Annotated in this window: 25 protein-coding genes; 17 read left to right on the top strand and 8 right to left on the bottom strand. The window is 60.0% G+C overall.

Translation table 11 applies throughout. The features are described 5' to 3' along the window. Positions 1-62 precede the first annotated feature (62 nt). The 5 genes from XX99_RS27185 to XX99_RS09810 all read left to right on the top strand — a co-directional run bounded on the left by XX99_RS27185 (position 63) and on the right by XX99_RS09810 (position 5139). Positions 63-332, top strand: coding sequence for a hypothetical protein (locus XX99_RS27185; protein WP_156185899.1), 270 nt, complete (start codon positions 63-65; stop codon positions 330-332). Next, complete coding sequence (locus tag XX99_RS09825) at positions 329-2542, top strand: alpha-N-acetylglucosaminidase (protein ID WP_050059375.1); 2214 nt, start codon at positions 329-331, stop codon at positions 2540-2542. Before XX99_RS27185 ends, XX99_RS09825 begins: the two co-directional genes overlap by 4 nt. After that, positions 2539-3717 (top strand): acyltransferase family protein, encoded by a 1179-nt coding sequence (locus XX99_RS09820; RefSeq protein WP_050059152.1) that lies wholly within the window; start codon positions 2539-2541, stop codon positions 3715-3717. The genes XX99_RS09825 and XX99_RS09820 overlap by 4 nt, the downstream gene beginning before the upstream one ends. 272 nt (positions 3718-3989) lie before the next feature. After that, positions 3990-4715 (top strand): energy transducer TonB, encoded by a 726-nt coding sequence (locus XX99_RS09815; protein ID WP_050059151.1) that lies wholly within the window; start codon positions 3990-3992, stop codon positions 4713-4715. 154 nt (positions 4716-4869) lie between these two features. Further along, positions 4870-5139, top strand: a complete 270-nt coding sequence (locus XX99_RS09810) for a glutaredoxin family protein (protein WP_050059150.1) — start codon at positions 4870-4872, stop codon at positions 5137-5139. A gap of 63 nt (positions 5140-5202) precedes the next feature. On the opposite strand, the gene XX99_RS09805 is transcribed toward XX99_RS09810, so the two are convergent. Further along, on the bottom strand, positions 5203-5433 hold the full coding sequence (locus XX99_RS09805) for a putative signal transducing protein (RefSeq protein WP_050059149.1): 231 nt from the start codon (positions 5431-5433) through the stop codon (positions 5203-5205). 193 nt (positions 5434-5626) lie between these two features. Here XX99_RS09805 and purB point away from each other — a divergent pair, with 193 nt between their 5' ends. Next, positions 5627-6946, top strand: a complete 1320-nt coding sequence (gene purB, locus XX99_RS09800) for an adenylosuccinate lyase (protein WP_050059148.1) — start codon at positions 5627-5629, stop codon at positions 6944-6946. A gap of 292 nt (positions 6947-7238) precedes the next feature. Here purB and XX99_RS09790 read toward each other — a convergent pair whose 3' ends face one another. After that, complete coding sequence (locus tag XX99_RS09790) at positions 7239-7835, bottom strand: peroxiredoxin family protein (protein WP_184084775.1); 597 nt, start codon at positions 7833-7835, stop codon at positions 7239-7241. A 102-nt stretch (positions 7836-7937) separates the two neighbouring features. On the opposite strand from XX99_RS09790, the gene XX99_RS09785 reads away from it, so the two are divergent. Next, entirely contained in the window at positions 7938-9632 is a 1695-nt protein-coding gene (locus tag XX99_RS09785) for a L,D-transpeptidase family protein (RefSeq protein ID WP_050059146.1), read from the top strand. Between the two features lie 35 nt (positions 9633-9667). Here XX99_RS09785 and XX99_RS09780 read toward each other — a convergent pair whose 3' ends face one another. Further along, entirely contained in the window at positions 9668-10216 is a 549-nt protein-coding gene (locus tag XX99_RS09780) for a YcbK family protein (RefSeq protein WP_082125421.1), read from the bottom strand. A gap of 276 nt (positions 10217-10492) precedes the next feature. Here XX99_RS09780 and XX99_RS09775 point away from each other — a divergent pair, with 276 nt between their 5' ends. The 3 genes from XX99_RS09775 (at position 10493) to XX99_RS09765 (ending at position 12930) form a co-directional block, all read left to right on the top strand. After that, a complete protein-coding gene (locus XX99_RS09775) occupies positions 10493-11518 on the top strand; it encodes a radical SAM protein (protein ID WP_050059145.1) in 1026 nt (341 codons plus the stop codon). A gap of 23 nt (positions 11519-11541) precedes the next feature. After that, positions 11542-12246, top strand: coding sequence for a class II aldolase/adducin family protein (locus XX99_RS09770; RefSeq protein WP_231581226.1), 705 nt, complete (start codon positions 11542-11544; stop codon positions 12244-12246). A 96-nt stretch (positions 12247-12342) separates the two neighbouring features. Further along, positions 12343-12930, top strand: a complete 588-nt coding sequence (locus tag XX99_RS09765; RefSeq protein ID WP_050059144.1) for a UbiX family flavin prenyltransferase — start codon at positions 12343-12345, stop codon at positions 12928-12930. A gap of 39 nt (positions 12931-12969) precedes the next feature. Here XX99_RS09765 and XX99_RS09760 read toward each other — a convergent pair whose 3' ends face one another. The 3 genes from XX99_RS09760 to XX99_RS09750 all read right to left on the bottom strand — a co-directional run bounded on the left by XX99_RS09760 (position 12970) and on the right by XX99_RS09750 (position 15633). Continuing rightward, a complete protein-coding gene (locus XX99_RS09760) occupies positions 12970-14067 on the bottom strand; it encodes a 3-deoxy-7-phosphoheptulonate synthase (RefSeq protein WP_050059143.1) in 1098 nt (365 codons plus the stop codon). 61 nt (positions 14068-14128) lie between these two features. Then, a complete protein-coding gene (locus tag XX99_RS09755) occupies positions 14129-15067 on the bottom strand; it encodes an alpha/beta fold hydrolase (RefSeq protein WP_082125420.1) in 939 nt (312 codons plus the stop codon). A gap of 95 nt (positions 15068-15162) precedes the next feature. Continuing rightward, positions 15163-15633, bottom strand: coding sequence for an NUDIX hydrolase (locus XX99_RS09750; protein WP_050059141.1), 471 nt, complete (start codon positions 15631-15633; stop codon positions 15163-15165). A 178-nt stretch (positions 15634-15811) separates the two neighbouring features. Here XX99_RS09750 and recR point away from each other — a divergent pair, with 178 nt between their 5' ends. Next, on the top strand, positions 15812-16417 hold the full coding sequence (recR, locus tag XX99_RS09745; protein WP_050059140.1) for a recombination mediator RecR: 606 nt from the start codon (positions 15812-15814) through the stop codon (positions 16415-16417). A 220-nt stretch (positions 16418-16637) separates the two neighbouring features. Here the strand turns inward: recR and XX99_RS09740 are convergent, their stop codons facing one another. Next, entirely contained in the window at positions 16638-17009 is a 372-nt protein-coding gene (locus XX99_RS09740; protein WP_050059139.1) for a response regulator, read from the bottom strand. Positions 17010-17364: 355 nt separating this feature from the next. Here XX99_RS09740 and XX99_RS09735 point away from each other — a divergent pair, with 355 nt between their 5' ends. From XX99_RS09735 to XX99_RS09720, 4 genes are all read left to right on the top strand, one after another. After that, positions 17365-18711 (top strand): ABC transporter ATP-binding protein, encoded by a 1347-nt coding sequence (locus XX99_RS09735; RefSeq protein ID WP_050059138.1) that lies wholly within the window; start codon positions 17365-17367, stop codon positions 18709-18711. Further along, complete coding sequence (locus tag XX99_RS09730) at positions 18708-20468, top strand: ABC transporter permease (RefSeq protein ID WP_050059137.1); 1761 nt, start codon at positions 18708-18710, stop codon at positions 20466-20468. Before XX99_RS09735 ends, XX99_RS09730 begins: the two co-directional genes overlap by 4 nt. 234 nt (positions 20469-20702) lie before the next feature. After that, on the top strand, positions 20703-21011 hold the full coding sequence (locus XX99_RS09725) for a PadR family transcriptional regulator (RefSeq protein WP_050059136.1): 309 nt from the start codon (positions 20703-20705) through the stop codon (positions 21009-21011). A gap of 16 nt (positions 21012-21027) precedes the next feature. Next, complete coding sequence (locus XX99_RS09720; RefSeq protein WP_050059135.1) at positions 21028-21552, top strand: hypothetical protein; 525 nt, start codon at positions 21028-21030, stop codon at positions 21550-21552. Between the two features lie 407 nt (positions 21553-21959). Here XX99_RS09720 and XX99_RS09715 read toward each other — a convergent pair whose 3' ends face one another. After that, on the bottom strand, positions 21960-22409 hold the full coding sequence (locus tag XX99_RS09715) for a transthyretin-like family protein (protein ID WP_156185898.1): 450 nt from the start codon (positions 22407-22409) through the stop codon (positions 21960-21962). Positions 22410-22682: 273 nt separating this feature from the next. Between XX99_RS09715 and XX99_RS09710 the strand changes: the two genes are divergently transcribed. Together XX99_RS09710 and XX99_RS09705 are read left to right on the top strand one after the other, a co-directional pair. After that, positions 22683-23492 carry a thiamine pyrophosphate-dependent enzyme gene (locus XX99_RS09710; RefSeq protein ID WP_156185897.1) on the top strand — a complete coding sequence of 270 codons (810 nt, stop codon included), beginning with the start codon at positions 22683-22685 and terminating at the stop codon, positions 23490-23492. Between the two features lie 79 nt (positions 23493-23571). Then, positions 23572-25392: a capsule assembly Wzi family protein gene (locus tag XX99_RS09705; RefSeq protein WP_231581225.1), complete on the top strand. Its 1821-nt coding sequence runs from the start codon at positions 23572-23574 to the stop codon at positions 25390-25392. Positions 25393-25547: the final 155 nt, after the last annotated feature.

Raw genomic sequence — 25547 nt, 5'->3', positions numbered from 1 at the left:
TGGCCGCACAGTCCACAGGTAAATCGTCATAGTTGGACCGGCGCGATAACTTCGGTCTCTCAATGTCAGATGCCAAAAGAAAAGAAGATCAAACTGGCCCAGGTGGGGATGAAACGCAAGAATACGGCTGTTCCCTTTCGGGATTCTTGGGAAATTTGCTATTGTCAACAATTAGTCCAAAAATCGCCACTTTTACGAAAGTGGAAATGGCAGGTGCCAATCTGAGAGCCGCCAAACAGCGTCAGTCTTATCCCAGCGGGCCGGGCGCACTCAAGGCTGTAGGGAACAAGGTATCCTGCGTGGGCATGTTTTCAGTAAATTGGACCGCATGATCTGGAAGCATCTTCTGCTCGGCGCGGTCTGCCTCGCTTCATTTCGGGCCTTCGCCCAATCTACCACTGAGCCCGCGCAAGAGGTACTCCTTCGACTCATGCCCCGGCTCGCGCCGCAGTTTCATCTGATACTGAGCCAGCCGAAAGACGGGCGGGATTTCTTTCGTATCTCCGGGACTCAAGGGCACATCGAGGTCGAGGGGGCGACCGTCCCCACGCTCCTTTATGGAGTGAATACCTACCTGAAAGAAGTAGCCCATTTGCAGGTGTCGACCAATGGCTTGCAGCTCGGGTCGGCTGCACTCCAACTGCCGGCGCCGGCGCAGCCTATCAAGAGGCCTGCGCTCTACCCCTGGCGCTATGCGCTCAACGAAAATGTCGATGGCTATACCGCGCCTTATTGGGACCAGAAGCGCTGGCAGCGTGAGATCGATATTCTGGCGCTGAGCGGGATCAACGCGGTGCTCATTGAGCGCGGCACGGATTATGTGCTCTACCAAACCTTCCGCGACGCGGGGTATTCGGATGAAGCCATCCGCCGCTGGATCACGCAGCCTGCTCACCAGAACTGGCAGCTGATGGGCAACATGTGCTGCTTCGACGAGCCCATCTCGCTGGAGCTTTTGAAGAAGCGGGCGGAGTCTGCGAAGCAGCTGATCGCTTCGCTGCGTAGTCTGGGCATTGCGCCGGTGCTGCCCGGGTATTACGGCATCGTGCCTGCCGATTTCGCGGAGACGCATCCAGGAGCGCATGTCATTCCGCAGGGCGAATGGAATGGTTTCACACGGCCCGGCTGGCTCGATCCGCGCGACCCGCAGTTCGCGACTTTGGCTGCATCGTTCTATCGCCATCAGCGTGAGCTCTTCGGCGACTCTCCAATGTTCGACATGAATATCTTCCAGGAGGGCGGAACCTCGGGCGATGTTCCGGAAGCGGCCGGCGCGAAGGCCGTTCAGGATGCGCTCGAGAAGTCGAACCCGGGGGCGATCTGGTTCATGATGGCGTGGCAGAAAGAACCCACGCCGCAGCTGCTCTCGTCACTCGACACCAGCCGCGTCCTAATTGCCGACATCGAGCAGGGCCGTGTTCCACGCGAAACCCGCGAGAAGGATTTTCTCGGCGCGCCGTGGCTCTATGGCGGCCTGTGGGAGTTCGGCGGACGCACTACGCTGGGCGCGCCGCTTTACGACTATGCAGTGCGGCTTCCGGAGATGGCGAAGCGGCCGGGCAGCAAGATTCGCGGTATCGCGCTGTTCACCGAAGGGCTCGACACCAATCCCTACGCCTTCGATCTGTACACCGAAATGGCGTGGCATGCGGAGCCTGTTGATTTGCCGGAGTGGACGCGCGCTTATACAGGTCGTCGCTATGGCGCGGAGGACGCGCATGCGGAACGCGCCTGGCAGATTCTGCTGAAGACCGCGTATGGCTACCGCGCCGACGGTGTGCAGGGGCATGGCGAGCGGGACGCGTCGGCTGATTCCCTCTTCAACGCTCAGCCGTCTCTGACCGCAAAGCATGCGGATTTGTCGGCTCCCGACGAGTTGCGCTATAACCGTGACGATCTCGCGCCGGCTCTCACCGAGCTGTTGCAGGCGGCGCCTGCTCTCCGCACGACCGAGACATATCAGTACGATCTGGTCGATATCGCGCGACAGGTGCTGGCGAACAGTGCGCGCGAGCTGCTGCCTGAAATCAAGGCAGCATACGACGGCAAAGACAAAGAGGCTTTCGACCGGCTGACGTCCGAGTTTCAGGAACGCATGCGGCTAGAGGATCGGCTGCTGCGCACCAACCAGTATTTTCTTCTCGGACGCTGGCTCTCGTATGTTCCGCAGTGGTCGTCTTCAGCCGAGGAATCGGATCGTCTGAACTATGACGCGCGCTCCATTCTGACCACCTGGGGCGACCGCAAGGCCAGCGAGGACGGCCATCTTCATGAGTACGGCAACAAGGATTGGGCCGGCCTGGTCAATGATTATTACTTGCTGCGGTGGCGCATGTATTTCGACAGTCTTCGCGATTCGCTGTCCAGCGGACAGCCTGCGCAGCCTATCGACTGGTATGCCTTTGGCGACCGATGGAATCACGAGACGAAGAGCTACCCGGCTGTTCCTGAGGGCGACGCGTATCAGGCAGCGACAGAGATCGCAAGAAGGCTTAAGCTGATGCCTAACTCATCTTCGCTTGCAAAGGGCCCGCAAGAATGAATGCTTCCACCGCAGCCAAGCCTGCACGCATGCTCTCGCTCGACATCTTTCGAGGGCTGGACATCGGCTTCATGATCCTGGTCAACAATAACGGAGATGAGCGCCACGCCTACTGGCCGCTGAAGCACGCGGCGTGGAACGGCTTCACGCCCACCGATCTGGTCTTTCCGACATTTCTCTTCCTGGTGGGCATTTCCACCGTCTTCTCGACCGCCTCGCGCATGGCGCAGGGCGCAAGCCGGATGTCGATCTTCCTGCACACGCTGCGCCGCGCGGTCATTCTCTTTCTGTTCGGGCAGCTGGTCAACAACTTCCCTTACTTTCATCTCGACACCTGGCGCGTCTATGGAGTGCTGCCTCGCATCGCGATCTGCTACCTGCTGGTAGCTACGTTTTATCTTGTTGCTCCGGGATGGCGCAGCAAGGCCGCGGTTGCGGTTGGCGCACTCGCGGCCTACTGGATTCTTATGCGCTACGTTCCCGTTCCCGGCTATGGATTGCCGGGGCGCGATATTCCGCTGCTCGATCCCGACCGCAACCTGGTGGCGTGGCTCGACCGGCACATCTTCTCGGCATCGCATCTCTACGAGCACACGCGCGATCCCGAGGGCCTGCTCAGCACCATTCCCGCGCTGGCGACGGCGCTGATCGGAATGCTCACCGGCATCTGGCTGCGAACGGCCCGTCCGCTGGCGGAGAAGGCTCGCGGCATCGCACTTGCGGGGATGGGCGGTGTCGTCCTGGGAGCGGTGTGGAACTTTACTTTTCCAATCAACAAGAAGCTGTGGACCAGCTCTTACGTGCTTCTCGCCGCGGGGCTGAGTTTGCTGCTGCTGGCGTTGAGTGTGTGGCTCATCGATCTGCGCAATCAGTCCAAGGATGTGAGAAACCAGTCCAGGCCTGACGCGGCCAAATCCTCTGCGTGGTCCAGGCCGCTGCTGGTCTTTGGGACGAACGCGATCTTCGCCTACGTCTTTTCGGAGCTGCTGGCTGGGGCTATCGATAACATCCACATGGGTGCGGGCGTGAACCTGCAGCAATGGTGTTATCGGGGCATCGCGCATGTGGTGCCGAATGCGTCGCTGGCGTCGTTGATTTTTTCGTTGGCTTTTGTGGCGGTTTGTTGGGTGCCTACGTATGTGCTTTATCGGCAGCGGATCTTTCTTAAGATATGAAAGAGGCGGCTGAAAAGCGGGTCGCTGAAAAGCTGGTGGCTATGAAGCGGATCGCTAAAAAGCGGTTAGCAACGCGGGAGCAAATTCGCTTTTCTCACGCAAGTCATTGCTCTCCAGATAGCAGGATCATCGCCAAGTGAATGCAAGCTACCCGCTTCATAGCCACCAGCTTTTCAGATACCCGATCTTCAGCTGACCGCCTTTTAGCCGCGCCCGGTGTCTAACCAAACAGGTGTCTCGCTCTCTCTCAAATCAGCTTTTTGGGAGAGGTTATGTTTGAAGACAGTCTGGTTGAGTCCACGGGACGGATCCGCACGCGCAGCAGCAGGCTGGCGGGTGCTTCGTTTTTTCTGCAGGCGGCAATTCTTGCCGTGCTCATTCTTATTCCGTATCTCTATCCCGATGCTTTGCCGCGGCAGGCGCTGACCCGGCTGCTGATTGCGCCGCCTCCTCCGCCGATGCGTGCGAATCTGCCGGAACATGCTGTGGTGAGTCGTCCGGCGATGCCTACGACGCTCGCCTCGCTCACCATGCCCAGCCGCATTCCAGCCCACGCGGCGATGAACGTGACCGATGCGCCGGGACCACCGGAAGTAGGCATCGGTGTTGTGGGCCTCGGATCGTCCACTCCGGGAGACGTGCGCGGGCTTTTCGGGTCCGATACCGCCCTGACACCCCATGTGGTGTCCGCGGCCAAACCACGAGCGGGGCCGCTTCGCGTCTCGGCTGGAGTTGCGGCGGGACGGCTGCTGGCGCCGATCCGGCCTGTCTATCCGGTGATCGCCAAGAGCGCTCGCATCCAGGGAACGGTGGTTGTGGAGGCCACTATCTCCAAGACTGGCGCGGTCGAGAACGCGCACGCGGTCAGCGGACCGCCGCTGCTGGTCCAGGCAGCGATTGAGGCCATCGCGCGGGCGCGGTATCAGCCTTATGAGTTGAATGGAGAGCCGGTCGAGGTGGAGACCAGCATCAATGTTGTCTTTCGGCTCGATGAATGAGGCCGTTAGCCCTGCGTCTCGTCACTGGAACGCGGGGCTAATGCGCTGGGGCTGGCGTCGCGCGGCCCGGAAATCCTGCCCGGCGGAGAGAATTTTGGCCTCGTCCTTACGTTCTACTTACCAGTAATACATTCCGTTCGCTATTATATTGCGCATGCAAATGCTGGTCTATTCCGCCTCCTGGTGCCGTGACTGCCGCGAGGCCAAGCGCTTCCTCGAAAAGAACAACATTCCCTTCACCGAGATCGATATCGAGGCCACGCCGGGAGCGGCGGCCGAGGTGATCGAGCACGTCGGCAAACGGGCTATCCCGCAATTCGTGATCGATGGCGAATGGGTGCAACCCTATCGCCCAGGCCAGGGCTTTCTCTATGAAGAGATGACTGTGCGCCTGGGGCTGGGCGGGAGGCTTGCTACCGGCTAGGGCATCCCCCGCCGGATGGGGTAAGGATCCGGCGTCTCATGGGATCCCGATTCATTTCTACTTTCACTCGGCAGTCAGGCCTTCATTCGGCAAGCCGGGATCGGCCAGCACGGCTCGTGCGTCGACCTCGTCTTCGGAGCTCACCTGCAACTCCAGCGGCCCCAGGCCGGGCTCGAGAATCCGCGCATTCTCGCCTGACAAAAACGTTTCGATCCCCGCGGACTGCAACCGCAGACGCGCCATCTCCGCCTCAAGCGGCTCCGTAAAATGCGCAACTGTAACTACGTCTGACATAAATTCCTTTCAGATTCCTATATTTGCCTTCTACTAGGATGCACCCTGCGTCACTGCGATTATTTTGAACGGCTTCATGGCAATAACTTCAAGAAAAACTTTACGCCGGAGGCATAGACGCCTGGACAGCCAGTCCCGGCAAGTTCCCAACGATACAATAAGAGGTTCGGCAACACCCGAGGAGGAAGTCTCGTTGATCGCCCGCTATACCCGGCCGCAGATGGGCCATATCTGGAGTGACGAAAATAAATTCAGCAAGTGGCTCGAAGTAGAAACTGCCGCGAGCGAAACCCTGGCTGAGGACGGCATTGTGCCGGTCGAGGCGGCGAAGGCCATCCGCGAGCGCGGGAGCGCCATTCCGGCTGCGGCGCTGGCCGCTCGCGCGCTGGAGATCGAGGCGGAGGTGCGCCACGACGTAATCGCTTTCACCACCGCGGTGGCCGAGCATGTCGGTCCCGAATCGCGCTGGCTGCACTATGGTCTGACTTCGACCGACGTGGTGGATACGGCGCAGGCTTTGCAGCTTAAGGATGCTTCGGCTCTCATCCGCCAGGACCTCGTCGATCTTGCCGAGGTGCTCAAGCGGCGGGCCATCGAGTTCAAGCACACGCCGATCATCGGCCGCACCCATGGGGTTCACGCCGAGCCGACGACGTTCGGACTGAAGCTGCTGAACTGGTATGCCGAGATCCGCCGCAACGTTGCGAGATTCGACGCAGCAGCGGAGCAGATTCGCATTGGCAAGCTGTCGGGCGCGGTAGGAACTTTCGGACATCTGAAGCCGGAGCACGAGGAGCGCATCTGCGTCAGGCTGGGGCTGGAGCCGGCGTTCGTCGCGACGCAGGTGATCCAGCGCGATCGCCATGCACACTACATCTCGACGCTGGCCATCATCACTGCGACGCTGGACAAGATCGCCACCGAGATTCGCCACCTGCAGCGCACCGAAGTGCGCGAGGCCGAGGAGTATTTCTCGCCCAAGCAGAAGGGCTCGTCGGCGATGCCGCACAAGCGCAACCCCATCACCTGCGAGCAGATCAGCGGACTGGCCCGCGTGGTGCGCGCCAACGCGCAGACGGCGTACGAAAACGTAGCGCTATGGCACGAGCGCGACATCTCACACTCGTCGGCAGAGCGGGTCATCTTCCCCGACTCGACGATCCTCACCGATTACCTGCTGGCCAAGACTACGAACCTGATCGACAAGCTGCTGGTCTATCCCGAGCGCATGAAGAAAAATCTCGAGTCGACTGGGGGTCTGATCTTCAGCGGTCAGCTGCTGCTCGATCTGGCTGAGGCGGGAATGCTGCGCGAGGACGCTTATCGACTAGTCCAGACTCATGCCATGAATGCGTGGCAGAACGATCTGGTCTTCCGCGATCTGGTGGCCGGCGATCCGGCGATCACCGGGCGGCTTAGCAAAGAGAAGCTGGAGAGGACGTTCGATCTCGGGCGCCAGTTGAAGAACGTGGATGCTATCTTTGCGCGGGTGCTGACGAGTGAGGAAGAGTGACTCGTCACTCCGATCGTATGAAGAATCTCAGCGGTGTGAATGCGCAAACCGCGCAGAGATTCTTCCTCCCTTTGGTCGTCAGAATGACGTTTTTTAAAAGTTTTTTGTGGGTTGAGTTCGCGAGTTGCCTTCGTTTCATTGTGGAATCCCACATCTCAAAAGCGAGATGTGGGGCAGGACTGGCCGTCCAGGCGATTGCGCCTTTCGGAGCCTGATCCGTGGTCATAACAGAGGTGTGGAATCCCACATCTCAAAAGCGAGATGTGGGGCACCCGAACTATTTCGCTTTCTATCAGTGCTGTTCGCTGAAGACCTTGGCGTAGCTCTTGCCGTAGGGGTAGAAGCGGTCCTTCTCGCCTTTTTCCCATGCTGCTTTTTGCTCCGGCGTAGTGATGTCCCAGTCGGGACGGAACTTCGTGCCGACGGCGCGGAGATCTTGGCGTAGCTCTTCCAACGTGGGGCGTCCGAAGAACCAATAGCCGTTGTAGATTTTGTAGACGATCAGTCCCGGCTCGAGAACCAGCGTGTACGGGATCATCGGATTATGCACGGGGTCGGTGTACTCCGCGATGTCGAGATCTTTCTGAACCGTGCGGGCTGGGTCAGATAGAAACGTCCAGTGGGCGTCGAGGCCGGTGCGGAATTCGTTCATTTCCGCTAGGGTGTCGGTGCTGATCGTGACCAGCCGGCTGTAGCCCACCTCCATCTCGCGATGGAGTTCGATCAGCCCCTCGGTCTGCCGGCGATCCTTGGGGCAAAATGCGCCCCGGCTCAACACCAGGATCAGCGGATCGTTGCCTTGCAGCTCGGAAAGCTTACGGCGCTTGGCCGTGTGGTCGGTCAATTCATAGTCAGGAAATACTGCGCCGGGGACGATATCTGCTCGCATGGATGGAACTCCTCCAGTTCCATGATGCTCGGCAGGCGAATTCGGTCACGAATGTTTTCACCCGAGCGTGGGCGCTGACCCGGAGCGATGTTTTAATGGGTCATGCGCAAGAAGAGGCATTTCGACCCTGCCGCTGTGCTGTTGGCATTTCTCTGGCTCATCACCCTCGGCTGCAAGTCTCAAGCCGCCCCGCTCGCTTCCGGCAATACAGCCGATGCGTCCGCGGTCTCCGCGCAGCTGCATGCCATCGCCGATGCCGGAACGCTCTCCGATCTGCACTGGCCCAATTTCACCGATTATCGCGGACACGTCCAGCGCTTTTATGAGAGCGAGAGCTACGCGCCCGTGTGGATTCGCAACGGGCAGCCCACGCCGCAGGCGCTGGCAGTCATCGCTGCTTTCGGCAACAGCCGCCAGAAGGGTCTTAATCCCGATGAGTACGATGCCCTGCTCTGGGCGCAGCGCATCGAGGCGCTCAAGACCATGGGCGGCAATCCGGAGACGATCGCCCACTTCGATGCGGCGCTGACGGTCAGCACCATGCGCTACATCTCCGACCTGCACATTGGCCGAGTCGATCCACGACATTTCCAGTTCGGCATCGATGTCGATCAGAAGAAGTACGATCTGCCGCAGCTGCTCGCGCAAAAGTTGCTTCCTTCGAACGACGTGGCTCAGGTGCTGAATGCGGTCGAGCCGCAGTTTCCGGGATACCAGCGCACCGAAGCAGCTCTGCAGACCTATCTCACGCTGGCCGCACAGGACAAGGGCACGCAACTGCCTGACGTCGCGAAGCCGCTTTCTGCAGGAGATACGTACGCAGGAGCCGGACCGCTTGCCGACCGGCTGCGGCTGCTCGGCGACCTGCCGCAGAATGCCGTTCTCACCCCCGGCGTCTACGACAGCGCGCTCGCGGATGCGGTCAAGCACTTCCAGAGCCGCCACGGTCTGCTTGCCAGCGGCAAGCTGGGCAGCGATACCCTGCGCCAGCTCAATACGCCGCTAAGCCAACGCGTCACGCAGCTTCAGGATGCGCTCGAGCGCTGGCGCTGGCTGCCGCCTGATTTTCCGCAGCCGCCCATCGTCGTCAATGTTCCGGAGTTCGTGCTGCGCATCTTTACACCCGATCACCATGTTGCTTTGCGCATGAACGTCGTCGTCGGCAAGGCGGTGCGCAACGAAACCCCGATTTTTGCGCAGAACATGCGCTATCTCATCTTCCGGCCGTACTGGAATGTCCCCATCAGCATCGTGCGAGCCGAGATCGTCCCGTCGCTGCAGAAGAACCCGGGCTATCTCTCCGCCAAGAATTTCGAGATTACCGACCAGAGCGGCAAGGTCATCACCAGCAGCGCCGTCAACGCCGATATCCTGGCCCAGCTGCGTTCCGGAAAATTAGCGGTGCGCCAGAAGCCCGGGCCGACAAACTCGCTGGGACTGGTGAAGTTCATCTTCCCCAACGAGCACAATGTTTATCTGCATAGCACGCCCGCGCCGCAGCTCTTCTCCCAGTCGCGCCGCGACTTCAGCCACGGTTGCATCCGCCTCGAAAAGCCTGCGGACCTGGCCGCGTGGCTGCTCCAGGATCAACCGCAATGGACGCCGGATCGCGTTCGCGCGGCGATGGACTCCGGCCCCGACAATCAGCAGGTGAACCTCACCCATCCGGTGCCGGTGCTCATTCTTTATCTCACTGCCGAGGTCGAGGAGAATGGCGAGGTTTATTTCTTCGATGACATCTACGGGCATGACCGCTCGCTGAACGCGGTGCTGGCGAAGGGTCCGCCGTATCCATAGCCCTGGATTTGTAGATCTGGACTTTTAGATCGGATCTACCAGCGGCGAACGCGGCCTACGTCTACGTGCACGAAATCGGATTGCGCGTAGTAGCCCACGCCGCCGCGCCCGAGGGAGAGCGCAGCATCCCGTACCCGGTCAGTGGGAACGCCGGGGATGCGGATGTCGATGGCCTTGGCTTCCATGTGCTGGCTGTGCTCGGCGACACCGTGCGTGTGCTCGCGAAGGTAGTTGTTGCTCCATGGCGTGCGATAGCCGCAGACGATGTCGATCTCGCTGTCAGGGTGATCGAGCTTGGCGAGCAGATCGTGCAGCAGGTCGAACTCGCGCACATCGTAGTCCTTCACATCGCCGGTGCGATGGTCACGCAGGAAGTGATCCAGGCGGGCGATGCCTTCGGGCAGATATCGATCGCCGATGCGATAGACGACATCGAGCCGCTCTCCGGTGTGGAGATGGTAGAGACGCAGCCGGTAGACGGGCTGAGCGGCGTGCGGCGTGATGTTGCCGGCTCTGACAGACGGCACTGCAAGCAGCACCAGCAGTGCTCCGAGAACGGCCGTCAGAGATTTTTTGCGCGACATATTTTCTTCCAAGCCTAACTTTTGATTTTAAATCGTTGCCGCTGATAAATGAAATCGGCATGACGGGCTTGAAGATATTTCCACAACGGGACGATGCCGGAACCGCAGTGGGCATCCATTGTGTATATCTCTTCGAACTTCTCTTTACGGATCGGACTTTGCCTTTCGCGCGTCTATTACCTATACGTGGGAGTTGTTTAAGTTTCGCTCCTGTTCAACCGTTTACGAGATTGGAACGTCGAGTGGCCTGGATGTCATCCGATGGTTGGAGATTGAATGAAGAGCTCGGATATTTTTAAGGCGTGGGGTACGATCCTTGCCGGACGCGCCCCATCGCTCTCGATCGAGATCACCAAGGAGTGCCCGCTGCGCTGCCCTGGCTGCTACGCCTTCGACGCCGCCCATCTGGGCAGCGATGTGCAGCTGCGCCAGCTCTCCGATTTCAAGGGAGAGGAGCTTGTCACCCGCGTGCTCGCGCTCATCGACGAGAAGAAGCCGGTGCATGTCTCGCTGGTGGGCGGCGATCCGCTGGTGCGTTATCGCGAGCTGGATGTGCTGCTGCCGGAGATCAATCGCCGCGGCATTCATACGCAGGTGGTCACCAGCGCCTTCCGCGTCATCCCTGCCGCGTGGACAAATTTGAAGAAGGTCCACGTCGCTGTCTCGATCGACGGTCTGCAGCCGGAGCACGACGCGCGGCGCAAGCCTGCGACCTACGAGCGCATTCTCAAGAGCATCGAAGATGCCCGCGTCACCATCCACTGCACCATTACCGCGCAGATCGCAGAGCGTCCCGGCTACCTGGAGGAGTTCGTGCAGTTCTGGAATGGGCGGCCGCAGATCGAGCGCATCTGGTTCAGCCTGTTCACACCGCAGCGCGGAGCGACCGATCCGGAGATTCTCACCGCCACGCAACGGGCTTCGGTCATCGCAGAGCTGCGGCGGCTGCGTCCGTTGTATCCTGTGCTGGCGATGCCGGAAGAGCTGATTCAGGAGATGGCGTCGCCGCCCTCCAGCCCCGAAGAGTGCATCTTCGCGCAGACGACGGAAACCATCTCCGCCGATCTCACGACGCAGATCACGCCCTGCCAGTTTGGAGGAGAGCCCGACTGCGCGCAGTGCGGCTGCATGGCGTCGATGGGACTGGCCGCGGTGGGTCATCATCGCGTGGCGGGATCCCTGAATGCCGGGCACCTCTTTACAGCGTCGCTTCGGATCGGTAAAACATGGAAAAAGCTGCAGGAGAAGGTCGCTCCCAGGCCCACTCCCGCTCCGAATCTTTCCCCATTCAAGATTTTGTAAAGAACTATCGGTGAAAGTGCCGCATGATAGAGGAACGCGTTGAAATTCGAGAGACGGTGACCTTGGCTGACCGGAACTGTGAGAAAGCGTGCGAGTTGAGGCGGGAGCTGGTCCGCTTCGGCAAATGGCTCTATAGGCTCGGCTTCATGCCCGGAACCTCCGGGAACCTTTCCGTGCGGCTGGACGATGATCGCCTTTTGGTCACGCCCACCGGCACCAGTAAGTACCTGATGCGATCGGCCGACATGGTGATCGTCGATCTGGACGGCCGGCATGTCGCCGGCTCCAAGAGGGCGACCAGCGAGCTGAGCATGCACCTGGCCGTTTACCGCCATCGCGACGATGTGAATGCCGTGGTTCATGCCCATCCTCCAGTGGCGACGGCCTTCGCCTGCGCCGGACGCGGCTTGGATGAGATGCTTTGCCAGGAAGCCGCCATGACCCTGGGCAGCGTTCCGCTGGCCGAATATGCGACGACAGGGACGGATGAGGTTCCAGCCAGCCTGGAGCCCTTTCTGCCCGGCCATGAGGCTATCCTGATGGCCAATCACGGCGCGGTGAGCTATGGCGCGACTCTTCTGGATGCCTTTTTGAAGATGGAAACGGTCGAGCATCTGGCCATGATCCGGCTGGCGGCCCATCAGCTTGGCAGCACGCAGGCGCTCACCAAGGAGCAGCTGCAGCAGCTGGTGTGGGCCAAGGCGAAATATACGCAGAACGCAGTCTAAGAGAATCCCGCATCGAACAAACCGGGTGCCACCTATCTCGACTCTGAGATGGGTGCCAACATCCTTCAGACGGCGAGTCCCTGTAATCTGTAGTAAGTGCATCTGACCGTCGCCATCACCGGAGCCAGCGGGGCCGTATTCGGCCAGCAGCTTCTTTTCGCGCTCGACGCCGACTCGCGCGTGAGCCGCATCCACTTCATCGCCTCGGAGAGCGCGCTGCGCGTTCTGGCGGAGGAGATGCAGTTGAGCGGGCGCAACGGCCTGGTTGAGAAGCTGCTCGGCCGCGCGTCGGAAAAGATTCAGCAGCACAACGAGAACGACATCGGAGCGTCTATCGCTAGCGGCAGCTATCCGAGCGCGGGAATGATCGTGCTGCCGTGCAGCATGGGAACGCTGGCCGGCATCGCCAATGGGCTGGCGCAGAACCTGATCGAGCGCGCCGCAGATGTATCTCTCAAGGAGCGGCGTCCGCTGATCCTCTGCGTGCGCGAGACGCCGTTCAACAAGATCCACCTGCGCAACATGACGCTGGCTGCGGACGCGGGAGCCACCATCTTTCCGGTGATCCCCGCCTTCTACAACCATCCCGTGGATTCGGTCGAGATGGCCCGCCAGTTTGTCTATCGCGTGCTAGCCCATATCGGACTTCCGCAGAAAGATGCCTACGTCTGGAAGGGCGAGTGAGCCGCTAGACTCAAAGCGCAAAGGCTTTCTCTTCAGACCTTAGACACGCGTTTCCCGGGACTCAAGCTGCCCGGTGCCAACATTCGCTCGCCGTTTCCGCACTGCCCCGGCAAGTTCATGCAGGAGGGTTTGCGTCTCGGGCCAATCGATGCAGGCGTCGGTGATGCTCTGTCCATAGACAAGCGTCCTGCCCTTGACGAGAGACTGCGATCCGGCAACGAGATTGCTCTCGATCATGGCTCCCATGATGTGCTCCGTGCCGTCCGCGACCTGCTCGGATACGGAATGGCAGACCGCAGCCTGCTTGCGATGATCCTTGCCGCTATTGGCGTGGCTGAAGTCGATCATGATGCGCGGCTTGGCGCCCGCCTTTTCCATCTGCTCGACGGTTGATGTGACAGAGGCGGCATCGTAGTTCGTGACCTGACGGCCGCCGCGCAGGATGACATGGCAATCCTGGTTGCCGGAGGTCAGAAGAATTGCGGCCTGCCCGGTTTCCGAGGTCCCCAGAAAGGTGTGCGGCTGGCTTGCGGAGAGGATAGCCTCAATCGCAATCTGCACATTACCTGACGTGCCGTTCTTGAATCCGACCGGACACGAGAGCCCCGAGGCGAGCTGGCGATGCACCTGGCTCTCCGTGGTTCGCGCGCCGATGGCTCCCCAGCTGACCAGGTCGGACATGTATTGCGGCGAGATCATGTCCAGGAATTCTGTACCGGCAGGCACTCCCATCTCCGCCAGATCGAGGAGGAGGCGGCGCGCAATACGCAGTCCGTCGCTGATACGGAAGGACTCGTCGAAGTAGGGATCGTTGATCAGGCCCTTCCAGCCCAGCGTGGTGCGCGGCTTCTCAAAGTAGACGCGCATGACGAGCATGAGCTCGCCGGAGAGCTCGGCGATGGCTTCCTTCAGCAGGCCCGCGTACTCCCGAGCGGCGATGGGATCGTGGATGGAGCAGGGGCCCACCACGACGAGGAGGCGATCGTCCGATCCGTTGAGGATGTCCACGATCTGGCGACGCGCGTCAAAGACCGTGCGCGAGGCGTTCTCGGTAACGGGCAGCTCCTCTTCGAGGAAGATGGGAGGAAGAACAATTCGGCTGGATTTGATCCTGAGATTGTTTGTGGGATATGTCATAGTCGCCTTTTCAGGATACTAGGTGTGGCTGGTGCAGGAAGCGAGAAGGGGTCATTAAGTCTTAGCGGGGAATCTCAATCGCGCCACCGCTCGGAGCCGGTTCGGCATTGAGGAACTGCACGATCCGTGGGCCGATGCGGGGGACGCATTGGCGCGGCGCCAGGTGGCCGCAGCCGTCGTAGACTTCGAGCACCGATTGCGGGGCCTGGACGTGCAGATCGTATCCGAGAGAGACGGGCGTGATCTGATCCTGCTTGCCCCACAGGATCAGAAAGGGCATCTTCAGCTCCGATACCTTGCCGTCGACGATATCCGTGCCGGTCATCATCGATTGCAGACTTCGCTGAATGACCCAGCCGTCGCGGGCCAGCACGCGCAGCACATCTCTCTCGATAAAACCCGCCAGTCTTGGAGCCTTCCCCGTCGACAGCAGATCATTCAACTGGGACAGCCTTGGCGCGGTGTCGGCGAAGAACAGGGTGGGATCGTAGGCCGGAGCGAAGCGCAGCCCGGCGCTGTCAAAGACAATCAGCCGGCGGATGGCCTGAGGATTGTCCAGAGCAACGCGCATGGCGATCCAGCCGCCCATCGACCAGCCGGTCAGGTCGGTCTGCTTGAGGCCCTGGTCTGCGATGAAGCGCTCGACGATGCCGGCTTCCTGGGGAATGGAGTAGGCTGCGTCGCGCGGCCGATCTGAGCGGCCATAGCCCAGAAGATCCGGCGCGTAGACGCGGTAGCCATTGTGCAGAAGATAAGGGATCAGGATGGTCCAGTCCTCGGAGCGGCCGCCCAGCCCGTGGAGCAGAACGACGGGCTTGCCCGTGCCACCGGCGTAGTAGTGAATGCGATGGCCATCGACGCTCGTGTATTCGCTATGCATCCCCTCCCAGCGCAGGGCCACATCAGCCAGCGTGAGCAGCACGCGGATGGGACGCATCCATACCAGAATGCTGAATCCAGCGAAGAAGCAGATCACGACCAGGAGGATGCGCAATCGCATTTCGCGTGCTGAAGACGGGCTTGAAACAGCGGAAGATTCGTTCAAACGTTGTCCCTATCCATTGCTAATACAGCTAAAACCAAATTGAATCGCCGTCAATTCCCTTGATTCGACGGTACAGCCGGTGGAATAGACGCGCTGGGGGCCGCGTGGAGGGCCATGGCCTTCTCGATGACGGCGACGGTGAACGCTGCCACACCCTCCAGCTCTTCGCGCGAGGCCCATCGGGCTTCGGTGGCATCGGTTGCGCAATGAAGATCGCCTCCGGTGACGCGGCAGAGATAATCGACCAGGACGTAGTGATACTGCACTCGTCCATCGGCGTCTCGCGCGATTCGGTCGAGCACTTCGATGAGGGCTACCGGTTCGATATCGAGGCCGGTCTCTTCGAGAACTTCGCGGCGCACGCCTTCGAGCAGGGTTTCGCCGACTTCGAGGGCTCCGCCGGGAATCGACCACTGTCCTTTCATCGGCTCCTGGCCGCGGCGGATGAGCAGCACCCGGTCGCCATCCAGAACCACGGCACCCACGCCGACCAGCGGAGCGGCTGGATACTCGCGCGTCACTCGACCTCCCGTAATTGCAGGGCGATGGCTTTCCTTCGTTGCGGAAACGCACTGCTTCCGGAGCGCACTGCTTCCGGAATGTACTCCCGGGAGCCAGCTTAGCAAAGGAGTTGCCTTGTCCGGCTGCGCCCCGGGCCCAACTCTGCTACAAACGAAGCTGGAAAGGTATTGGCATCCTGTGGCACGATTTGCGGAACCCATGGCGCGGCTCATCGAGGAGCTGCGCAAGCTGCCTGGCATCGGCGCCAAGAGCGCGCAGCGGCTGGCATTTCACATCCTGCGCTCCAGCGGAGACGATGCCGAGGCGCTGGCCACGGCGGTGCGCGAGGTGAAGGCGCAGCTGCGCCTCTGCTCCATCTGCAACAACATCACCGATATAGATCCCTGCGTCTATTGTTCCAGTCCCACGCGTAATCAGCGGCTCATTTGCGTGCTGGAGGAGCCGACGAATATCGCCACTATCGAAAAGACGCGGGGTTACAACGGTGTCTACCACATCCTGCACGGGACGCTTTCACCGCTGCACGGCGTGGGCCCGGAACACCTGCGCATCGAGAGCCTGGAGGCGCGCGTGGCCAAGGGCGATATCGACGAGGTGATTCTCGCCACGTCGCCGACCGTCGAAGGCGAAGCCACGGCGCACTACCTCGCCGATCTGCTGCGCACGGGCAGCGCGCGCATCAGCCGCATCGCCACCGGAGTGCCGGCGGGCAGCGATATCGAATACGCGGATGAAGTGACGATGACGCGGGCGTTGGAGGGCAGATTCAACTATAGGGTTTAGGGGGGAGCGTTCAGGGTGTAGTTCTTGCAGCTAGCTGCCGGCTCTATTCCGGAACTGAAGGTCGGCGCTTCGGGGATCGAGGCGGCGCGACTGAAGTCGCGCCCTGATACGGACCGTTCTCGCTACGGATCTTTTATGAGACAGCGTCTACTATCGCAAGAGCAGGCGGGGGTGAGGGTCGGAACTACAACCCAAACCCTATCCCCTAAACGCTGCTTTTTTAGCTTCTGAGTCGCGCCAGCAGATCCTGCGGATGTACCGGCTTGGCGAGTATTTCGAACTCGTGGCCCTGGACGCGCGCGCGGTCCAACAGGTCGGCGGTTGCGGCCTGCCCCGAAAACAGCAGAATCTTGCAGGAGGGCAGAAGGGCGCGAATCTTGATCGCGGCGTCGATGCCGTTCAGATCGGTCATGATTACGTCGCTGATGAGCATATCCGGCTTGAGCGTCTTCGCAGTCTCTACGGCCTTTTCGCCGCTATAGACCGCCGTGGCCTCAAATCCGCTCTGGTTCAGAATAATGGCTAGAGTATCTGCAATCACACGCTCGTCGTCGGCGACCAGCACCTTGGGCTTTACCTGGGTTTCGGGCATTTCGCTCGTTCACATCACTTTCTGTCTTGTTTGATTGCACTGAGAAACATCTTCATCAGCCTGGTTTCGTAGAAAACTGCAGCCACAAAGAGTTCGGCAGATCAGAAACCCGTCGGACGATGTCCGCAAGGAAACTGCCCACTAAGATGATACGCTGTCCGTGTGAGGATGCTTCATCCTCCTGCAATCCGAGCAACTTACAATAAAGACGCGGGATGGGCACGGTGAGACGCCGTGCATTGATGAAATCTCGCAGCTTGCGACCCGAATTCATCCCCCATCGTCAAAGAGCTGTATCTGTTTTGACCTTGTCAATCGAAATGGTCACCAAATTCTATTAGGCGGAACGTGAGCGATGGCCGAACCAATCATTCGTGCACAGCAGGTGGAGAAGTTCTATGCTCAGCCGAGCGAGAACCGCATCCAGGTCATCTCACCCACGGACCTGTCCATCGTTCCGGGCGAGATCGTCGCTCTGCTCGGCCCCTCGGGCTCGGGTAAATCGACGCTGCTGCGCATGCTGGCCGGCCTCTCGCAGCCCTCTGCGGGTGAGGTTTTGTGGCACGGCAAGCCCATCTCGACTGTCCGCATCAATGTATCGATCGTCTTCCAGAGCTTTGCCCTCTTTCCCTGGCTTACCGTCCTCGAAAACGTCGAGGCGCCGCTCAAGGCGCGGGGCATGGCTGCGGCGGAGCGCCGCGAGCGCAGCATAAAGATCCTCGATACCGTGGGTCTGGACGGTTTCCAGGCGGCTTATCCCAAAGAATTGTCGGGCGGCATGCGGCAGCGCGTGGGTTTTGCCCGCGCCCTGGTGGTCGAGCCTGAAGTGCTGTTCATGGACGAGCCATTCTCCGCACTCGACGTGCTGACCGCCGAAAACCTGCGCAGCGAACTGCTCGAGCTGTGGCAGAAGAAGACCATCCCTACGCAATCGATCTTCATCGTGACCCACAACATCGAAGAGGCGGTGCTGCTGGCCGACCGCATCATCGTGCTGGGCCGCAATCCGGGGCATGTGCGCACCGACTTCAAGGTCACCAATCTGGCCCATCCCCGCGACCGCAAGAGCCAGCCTTTCACACAACTCGTCGATTACATCTACAAGGTGCTTACCCGGCCCGATGTCACTCCGGACATGCCCAATCTCGAGCCCGGCCGCAAGGTCCGCGACCAGCGCCAGATGCACTACGAGATGCTGCCCCACGCCCGGCCCGGCGGCATTGCCGGATTGCTGGAGCTGATCATCGACCTGGGCGGACGCACCGACATCTATCGGCTGGCCGACGAGCTGGCCTTCGAGATCGACGACCTGCTGCCGATTGTCGAAGCGGCATCGCTGCTGGGCTTCCTAAAGGTCGGGGAAGGCGATGTCGCCATCACCCCTGAGGGACACGAGTACGCGGAATCGGAGATTCTGAAGCAGAAGGAAGTCTTCCGCAAGGCGGCGCTGGAGCACGTTCTGCTGCTGCGCCAGATCACCCGCGCGCTCAACAACAAGACCGATCACACGGTTCCCGAGGACTTCTTCCTGGATATGCTCGATGAGCAGTTCAGCGAAGAGGAGACGCAGCGCCAGCTGGATACCGCCATCAACTGGGGACGCTACGCCGAGCTCTTCGACTTCGACGCCAGCCGCCGCCGCTTCATCCTTCCCGAGGTGGACGAGACAGCCGAGAGCGTGGAGGGAGTCGAGGTCGAGTGATCCCTCAGCTGAAAACCCGCTATACCTTTTCGCGCGAGCTGGTGATCGAGCGGACCTGGCCTTTCTTCCTCGACCTGACCGTCGCGGCGGGGCTGCTGGCCGGCTTTTACGCCATCCTGTGGGTGGCGCGGTTCTGGTTCAGCGGCGCGATTCCAGAAGTCCAGATCTATCGCTCGCCGGCGCATCTGCCGATCTATGCCTTTTATTCGACGGTGCGCATCTTCGTGGCGTATCTGCTCAGCTTGATCTTCGCTATCAGCTATGGGTATATCGCCGCGTACAACAAGCGCGTCGAGGCGCTGATGATTGCCACGCTCGACATCCTGCAGTCGATCCCAGTGCTCAGCTTCCTGCCCGGCGTGATGCTGGCCATGATGTCGCTCTTCCCTTCCAAGCAGATCGGAATCGAGCTGGGCGCGATCCTGCTCATCTTTACCGGCGAAGTCTGGAACATGGCCTTCAGCTTCTATTCGTCGCTGAAGAGCATTCCCCGCGAGCTGAATGAGGCGTGCAGCATCAACCGCTTTTCGGCGTGGCAGAGGCTGTTTCAGCTGGAACTGCCTTACGCCACCATCGGCCTGGTGTGGAACTCCATGGTTTCGGTGGCGAGCGGATGGTTCTTCCTGATGGTCTGCGAGATGTTTCCGGTGGGCAGCCGCAACTTCCGCCTGCCCGGCCTGGGATCGTATCTGCAGACGGCGGCCTCGAATGGCGACACGGTGGCGATGATCTACGGCATCGTGACGATGATCATGATCATCGTACTTACCGATCAGCTGCTGTGGCGGCCCATCATCGCGTGGAGCGACAAGTTCAAGTTCGAGAACGTCGAGGCTTCGGTGCGTATCACTTCGCCGGTGCTGCATCTGCTGCGCAATTCGAACCTGCTGGGCACGCTGCATCGCTCTACCTTTGCTCCGCTCAGCGAACAGCTTTACCGGCGTATCGCTCACCGCAACGAACGCCGCTTTTCGCACGGCGAGAGCACTGTGACTCCGACGAGCCGCAGATCGACTGCCGCGATGATCACGGTAGCGACGATCGCAATTGCCGCCATCGTCTATGCCGCCTTCCGCGCGATCCTGCTGCTGCGCCAGGTGCATGGGAATGAGCTGCTGGCGCTCTTCGAAGGCGCCGGGGTGACGTTTCTGCGCGTCAACGTTTCGCTGCTGCTGGCCTCTCTCTGGACAATCCCGGTCGGCGTCGCCATCGGCTTCAATCCCAAGCTGGCGAACATCACTCAGCCTCTGGCACAGATCGCGGCCTCGTTTCCGGCGACTGCCCTTTTCCCTGTCCTGTTGCTGGCGCTTTCGCGGCTGGGGCTGGGACTGGGCATCGGCTCGGTGGCGCTGATGATGCTGGGGACGCAGTGGTACATCCTATTCAACGTGATCGCGGGCGCGATGGCCATCCCTTCGGACCTGAAGGAGGTCTCCGACCTCTTCCACTTCACTAGCCTGCAGCGCTGGACCACAGTGATCCTGCCCGGCATCTTCCCGTTTCTCATCACCGGCCTGGTCACGGCCTCGGGCGGCGCATGGAACGCGTCCATTGTGGCCGAGTATTTTCAGCTGAAGGATAAGACGCTGACTACGACTGGTCTAGGAGCGCAGATCAGCGCCGCCAGCCTGCATGGCAATTACCCTACTCTGCTGCTCGCTACCATCATCATGGCGCTGATGGTGGTGACGATCAACCGGCTGGTGTGGCGTCCGCTGTACCGGTTGGCGGAGACGAAGTACCGGCTGGAAGGGTGATAACGGCAGGGTCTAGGGGATAGCGTTCAGGGTTCAGTCCTTCACTGCTGGGATCTGCAGTCCGGTATTTGGGTTCGTCTCGAGGGAGGCTATCCCCTGCTGACGACCAGCGGGAGGAAGAATCTCGACAATGCCATCGCATTCTCGTGGCTTCTCAGAAAACTCGTTAAATTCCCATAGAGCCTTCGTCGAATTTCGTTGACCGTGAAACTCTATATATGTAGAGTTTCGCCAATGAAGATTCGCCTTTCCCCACAGACGCTGCTGGTTCTGGATGCTTTTCTGCACTCTCCGGCGGATTGGAAGTATGGCTACGACATCAGCCGCAACACCGGGCTGAAGTCGGGCACGCTGTATCCGATCCTCATTCGCATGGCGGAGCGGGAGATGCTCGAGACTTCGTGGGAGAACAGCGAGGAGGGACGGCCTCCGAGACACCTGTACCGGCTTACGGCGGAGGGCGCACGCTTTGCACGGGAGCATCGGCTGGCTCCGGCGAAGGGAGCGCTGCGTCCGGCTTCGATCCAAGAGGTGAATGGCTAATGGAGGCAGACGGCTGATGTCTTCTCTACGGCGACTGGCCTACGGATTGTTGCGCGCGGTGCTGCGCCACTCGCGCACCGAAAACGAAGAGTGGGCGCGGGCCATGCTGCACGAGCTGGACTTCATCGAGAACGACTGGGCGGCGCTGTGGTGGGCTCTCGGCTGTACGACAGCGATGTGGAGGCAATCGGCGCGCGGTGTAAGGCGATGGTTTTCAAAACAAGGAAGCAAAAAGGAGGCAGGTATGAACGAAGGCGGAAAGAAAGCGCTCGGATTTGTATCGGGGATCGGGCTGGCAGCGGCCGTTGGTGCGATCGGAGTGGGGCTTTGGCTTCTATCTTTCTCTCTCATCCCGGCTGCGCGGGCCGGCGGGCAGTGGGTCCACCTGACAGTCGGCGTCTTCCTACCGGAGACGATCTTTGTCGTGGCTACGATTCTGTTGTGGCGTAAGCGACGGCCGATGGCGCTGGGGATTATGCTGTTCGGAGCGGCGGCAGGAGTGCATGTGCTGATGCACTTCGCTAAACACTGGCGCGGGTGAAAAGTTCAGGGTTTAGGGGGTAGGGGTTAGGGAATAGGGTGTATCTCTTTATTTCCGACTCTTCTTTGCCAGGCAGGTCTCCCACATCTCAAAATCGAGATGTAGAGGCAGGACTGGCCGTCCAGGCGATTGCGCCTTCAGCGCTCGATCCATAGTGGTAACGGCGATTGTGGAATCCTGATTTGTGGCTTTACGGATTGCCAGCCGACAGACGCGACTTCCTGGAAGGAACATAAGTTAGTCCGTCCTTCTGACGACCGAAGGGAGGAAGAATCTTCGCGATGTTTATGCACCAGCATCGCGGAGATCCTTCGCCAGGCTCAGAATGACGACCATCAAATGAAGTCAGGCCCCATGTCGCATCTGAAATGGTGCCTTGACCGGATCAACCCAGCGTGGGCTCTACGCTACTGCTGAGGAGGCTTGCTCGCCGCCGGAGCCGGGTCTGCCCCGCCCTCTTGGGTGTCGGGATGCTTCTCGTAGATCGAATACTGTCGGGCCGGCCGCTTCAGCTTTACCTGGATCTCTTTGCTGTCGGTGGTGATCTGGTAATCGTCTCCGAAGGTCTGGTAGCCGTTGGCGATCACCTGCAGACGCACCGTGTCGCCGATCGGAATCACGTCGATGACGGCTTTGCCATCTTCGTTGGTCTTCAGCTCGAGGTTGCCCTCGTCCTTGTTGTCTTTCATGGGATGAAAGATCACGGCGGCGTTCTCTACCGGCTTGCCGTTCGTCTCCTTGGTCACGACGACCGTAATCTTGGCCGTATCCGGTGGCGGCACGTACTTGCGGCCGCGAGTGGGTGCGGTTTGGGCGAACAGCGCCGGAGCACCGATGACTGTGAAAAGAAGAAGCAAAGGGAGCCAGCGAAATCCTTGCTTGGAAGGTTGGGAAAAGCGGCGAAGCGGTACAGCAGCGTTCATACTCGAATTGTATGCAATCCTGACCGTGCAACTCAATCCAAAGGCGACGGCGACGGCTTTTTCCTGCGCGTTCGCGGTTGGAAAGCAGTGATGCGCGAGCCGTCCAGCTTTTAAAACGGCAGACGACAGAGATCGTCGAAACAGCCATCCCGCTGGCTCCGGTTCTCCGTTACAATCGCCACACAAAGGACTTCAAACGCATCCATCATGCCTTCACCCTTGCAGGACTCCGCTGCGGCGATGGCCGGAAAAAACGGCCACTCTCTCATTAGCCAAGACAAATTCAAGCAGCTCTTTCACACGCTCATCGAGAGCCAATTGTTGAACGAGCACCTTCGCTCCACGGGCAAACCGGCAGCGGCTGCTCATCGCGAGGCCGGCCCTGCGGGCCTGGTGCTCGATCTCCGCCGCGAAGACACCATCCTTCTGCCCTCGCCGACCCACTTCGCGCATCGCGTGAAGGGATCGAAGCTTAAACCTCTTCTGGAGCAAGCCGCAGCGGCGCCATCGGCAGCGATCCTGGCCCAGCGGCTGATCGAAGCGCTTACCGTGGCATTGAACAACCGGATCGAGAAGAACGACGGCATCGTGCTGGTGCTCTTCGACTTTGCCGGTCGCGGGGATGACTCGCTCTCGCACTACGACGCCGTCTTTGCTGCGGCGGTGGGCGCGAAGCTGCCCATTCTCTTCGTTCTGGAGAGCTATGACGGCTTCGCCGATTCGGTCGCTTTCAAGGAAACTCATCCCACGCTGCCCTACATCTCCGTCGACGCGCATGACATTGTTGCTGTCTATCGCGTGGCGCAGGAATCGATCGTTCGCACCCGTGAAGGCAGCGGTCCGGCGGTCATTGAACTTGCACCGATCCCCGACGGCGATGAGAATCCTGTCGACAAGATGCACCGCTACCTGGAGACCAAGGGCCTGCCCGCAAAACGATGGAAGACTGACGCTGAACGCAGGTTTGAGAAGGAGCTGCGGGCGGCTTGTCATCTCCAGGGCGATCCTCTAGCCTGAGAACAGCCTGGCAGTTTGCATCCGCAGTTCGCATTTGTAAAGGATGCAGATCGATAGCCCCCAATCGTTTGAGGTGTGAGTGAGAATTGTTGTAGCGTCCGGCCTGCTGTTTGCGTTCAGCTTTTGTCCCCTTCATGGAATAGCGCAAGCCGCTGGCGAGGATCATCCCTTCCACCTTGCCGCCGATCTTGCCAGCGCAGCCATGCCTGATTCCGGTGTCGATCCTGCGGCAGCCGCACAGCAGCCTGTTCCCTCCGACTATCGGCCGGCCATTCCGATCATCTATAACAGCTCGCTGGGCTCGACGTATGTGCCGATGGATAGCTGGATGTATCCCGCGCTCGATCGTCTGCATGCGCTGGGTTATCTGGACACCGCGTTTCTCGGGCTTCGTCCCTGGACGCGCCTCAGTATCGTCCACATGCTGCAGGAGACGAGCGACAAGCTCGATGCCCATTCGAACGACGAGGAAGCGCTGGAGATATTCCTTGCCGTCCGTGAAGAGCTGGGCGCCGATCAGCAGGACGCTAACGGCGGTCATGTGCGGCACGCCGAGCTGGAAAGCACCTACACGAATCTGCGCGGCATCAGCGGCACGCCCCTGCGCGACAGCTTCCATCTCGGCCAGACCATCGTCAACGATTACGGCCGCCCGTATCAGGAGGGCTTCAGCAACTACAGCGGCTTCAGCACGCGCGCGGAAGCGGGACGATTCTCTCTTTATTTCCGCGGAGAGTACCAGCATGCGCCGAACGCGGCTGGTTATTCGCCCGCATTGTCGGCGTATCTCTCCAACGTCGTTGATCTAATCCCCTACGCGACGAATCCGGTGCAGGCTACGATCCCTCAGGGGCCCATCGCCGAGGCCAATCCCTTTCGCGTGATGGAGGCAAACCTCTCTTATCATCTGCTCGGCCACGAGGTTTCCTTCGGCAAAACGGATCACTGGCTGAGCCCTGCACAGGGCGCGAGCATGTCGTGGAGCACGAACGCCGAGAATATCTACACGTTCGAGATCAATCGCGTGGAGCCGCTTCGCATTCCCGGCATCTCGCGCCTGATCGGGCCGATACGCTATGACTTTTATGTGGGCAGCCTAAAGGGCCACACCGCGCCGAACGATCCCTGGGTGCATGCGGAGAAGATCAGCTTCAAGCCTTCGAAAAATCTGGAGTTCGGATTCGAGCGCACTGTGATCTGGGGCGGCAAAGATCATGAACCGATCACGATTCACACGTTCCTGAAAAGCTTCTTCAGTGTGCAGAATGTTACGGCAGCGGAGAAGTTTTCGCGCGACGATCCAGGCGCGCGCTTTGGCAGCTTCGATTTCGATTATCGCTTGCCGTATCTGCGCAACTGGCTGTCACTCTATTCGGACTCCGAGGCCCATGACGACGTCAACCCCATCAGCGCACCGCGGCGCTCGGCAGTAAGGCCTGGAGTTTATCTCTCGCATTTCCCCGTGCTGACACATCTTGACCTGCGCGTCGAAGGCGCATCCACCGATCCGGTGAGTAGAAACGCAGGGGTCTACGGCGATTTTCTTTACGCCGAGGGAGTACAACTTCAAGGGACGACCAACAAGGGCTTCCTCTTTACCGACTGGATTGGGCGCGATTCGAAAGGCGGCCAGGCGTGGCTGACCTATCACCTGTCGCCGAGCGAGAACATCCAGTTCATGTATCGCAATGCCAAGGCCGATCAGAAGTTCATCCCCCTGGGCACGACGCAGAATGACTTTCAGATCTCGGTCGTGAAGCGCCTGATGAAGGACGTCGAGATCCGCGGGTGGTTCCAGCGCGAAGAGTGGAAGGCCCCGATCTACAAGCCCGGCCAGCAGAACGACACGCTCGCCGCCGCGCAGATTACCTGGTATCCCAAAGAGAGTAAGAACTTCTAAGGGACTCGCCGTCCAGGCAATTGCGCCTTCGGCGCTTATTTCGGTTGTATCCAAGACACTAGCGGTCTCCCACATCTCAAACGCGAGATGTGGGGCAGGACTCGCCGTCCAGGCGATTGCGCCTTCGGCGCTTATTTCGGTTGTATCCAAGACAG

The sequence above is a fragment of the Silvibacterium bohemicum genome (assembly GCF_001006305.1).
GTDB lineage: Bacteria > Acidobacteriota > Terriglobia > Terriglobales > Acidobacteriaceae > Silvibacterium > Silvibacterium bohemicum.
Note: the sequence above shows the minus strand (reverse complement) of the source record. Positions and strands in the feature narration are given on the sequence as shown.

What these genes read in the sequence shown, in the direction of transcription:
- XX99_RS27185 (WP_156185899.1), top strand. Translation starts at nt 63, where the DNA reads ATGTCAGATGCCAAAAGAAAAGAAGATCAAACTGGCCCAGGTGGGGAT.
- XX99_RS09825 (WP_050059375.1), top strand. Translation starts at nt 329, where the DNA reads ATGATCTGGAAGCATCTTCTGCTCGGCGCGGTCTGCCTCGCTTCATTT.
- XX99_RS09820 (WP_050059152.1), top strand. Translation starts at nt 2,539, where the DNA reads ATGAATGCTTCCACCGCAGCCAAGCCTGCACGCATGCTCTCGCTCGAC.
- XX99_RS09815 (WP_050059151.1), top strand. Translation starts at nt 3,990, where the DNA reads ATGTTTGAAGACAGTCTGGTTGAGTCCACGGGACGGATCCGCACGCGC.
- XX99_RS09810 (WP_050059150.1), top strand. Translation starts at nt 4,870, where the DNA reads ATGCAAATGCTGGTCTATTCCGCCTCCTGGTGCCGTGACTGCCGCGAG.
- XX99_RS09805 (WP_050059149.1), bottom strand. Translation starts at nt 5,433, where the DNA reads ATGTCAGACGTAGTTACAGTTGCGCATTTTACGGAGCCGCTTGAGGCG.
- XX99_RS09790 (WP_184084775.1), bottom strand. Translation starts at nt 7,835, where the DNA reads ATGCGAGCAGATATCGTCCCCGGCGCAGTATTTCCTGACTATGAATTG.
- XX99_RS09785 (WP_050059146.1), top strand. Translation starts at nt 7,938, where the DNA reads ATGCGCAAGAAGAGGCATTTCGACCCTGCCGCTGTGCTGTTGGCATTT.
- XX99_RS09780 (WP_082125421.1), bottom strand. Translation starts at nt 10,216, where the DNA reads ATGTCGCGCAAAAAATCTCTGACGGCCGTTCTCGGAGCACTGCTGGTG.
- XX99_RS09775 (WP_050059145.1), top strand. Translation starts at nt 10,493, where the DNA reads ATGAAGAGCTCGGATATTTTTAAGGCGTGGGGTACGATCCTTGCCGGA.
- XX99_RS09770 (WP_231581226.1), top strand. Translation starts at nt 11,542, where the DNA reads ATGATAGAGGAACGCGTTGAAATTCGAGAGACGGTGACCTTGGCTGAC.
- XX99_RS09760 (WP_050059143.1), bottom strand. Translation starts at nt 14,067, where the DNA reads ATGACATATCCCACAAACAATCTCAGGATCAAATCCAGCCGAATTGTT.
- XX99_RS09755 (WP_082125420.1), bottom strand. Translation starts at nt 15,067, where the DNA reads ATGCGATTGCGCATCCTCCTGGTCGTGATCTGCTTCTTCGCTGGATTC.
- XX99_RS09740 (WP_050059139.1), bottom strand. Translation starts at nt 17,009, where the DNA reads ATGCCCGAAACCCAGGTAAAGCCCAAGGTGCTGGTCGCCGACGACGAG.
- XX99_RS09735 (WP_050059138.1), top strand. Translation starts at nt 17,365, where the DNA reads ATGGCCGAACCAATCATTCGTGCACAGCAGGTGGAGAAGTTCTATGCT.
- XX99_RS09725 (WP_050059136.1), top strand. Translation starts at nt 20,703, where the DNA reads ATGAAGATTCGCCTTTCCCCACAGACGCTGCTGGTTCTGGATGCTTTT.
- XX99_RS09720 (WP_050059135.1), top strand. Translation starts at nt 21,028, where the DNA reads ATGTCTTCTCTACGGCGACTGGCCTACGGATTGTTGCGCGCGGTGCTG.
- XX99_RS09710 (WP_156185897.1), top strand. Translation starts at nt 22,683, where the DNA reads ATGCCTTCACCCTTGCAGGACTCCGCTGCGGCGATGGCCGGAAAAAAC.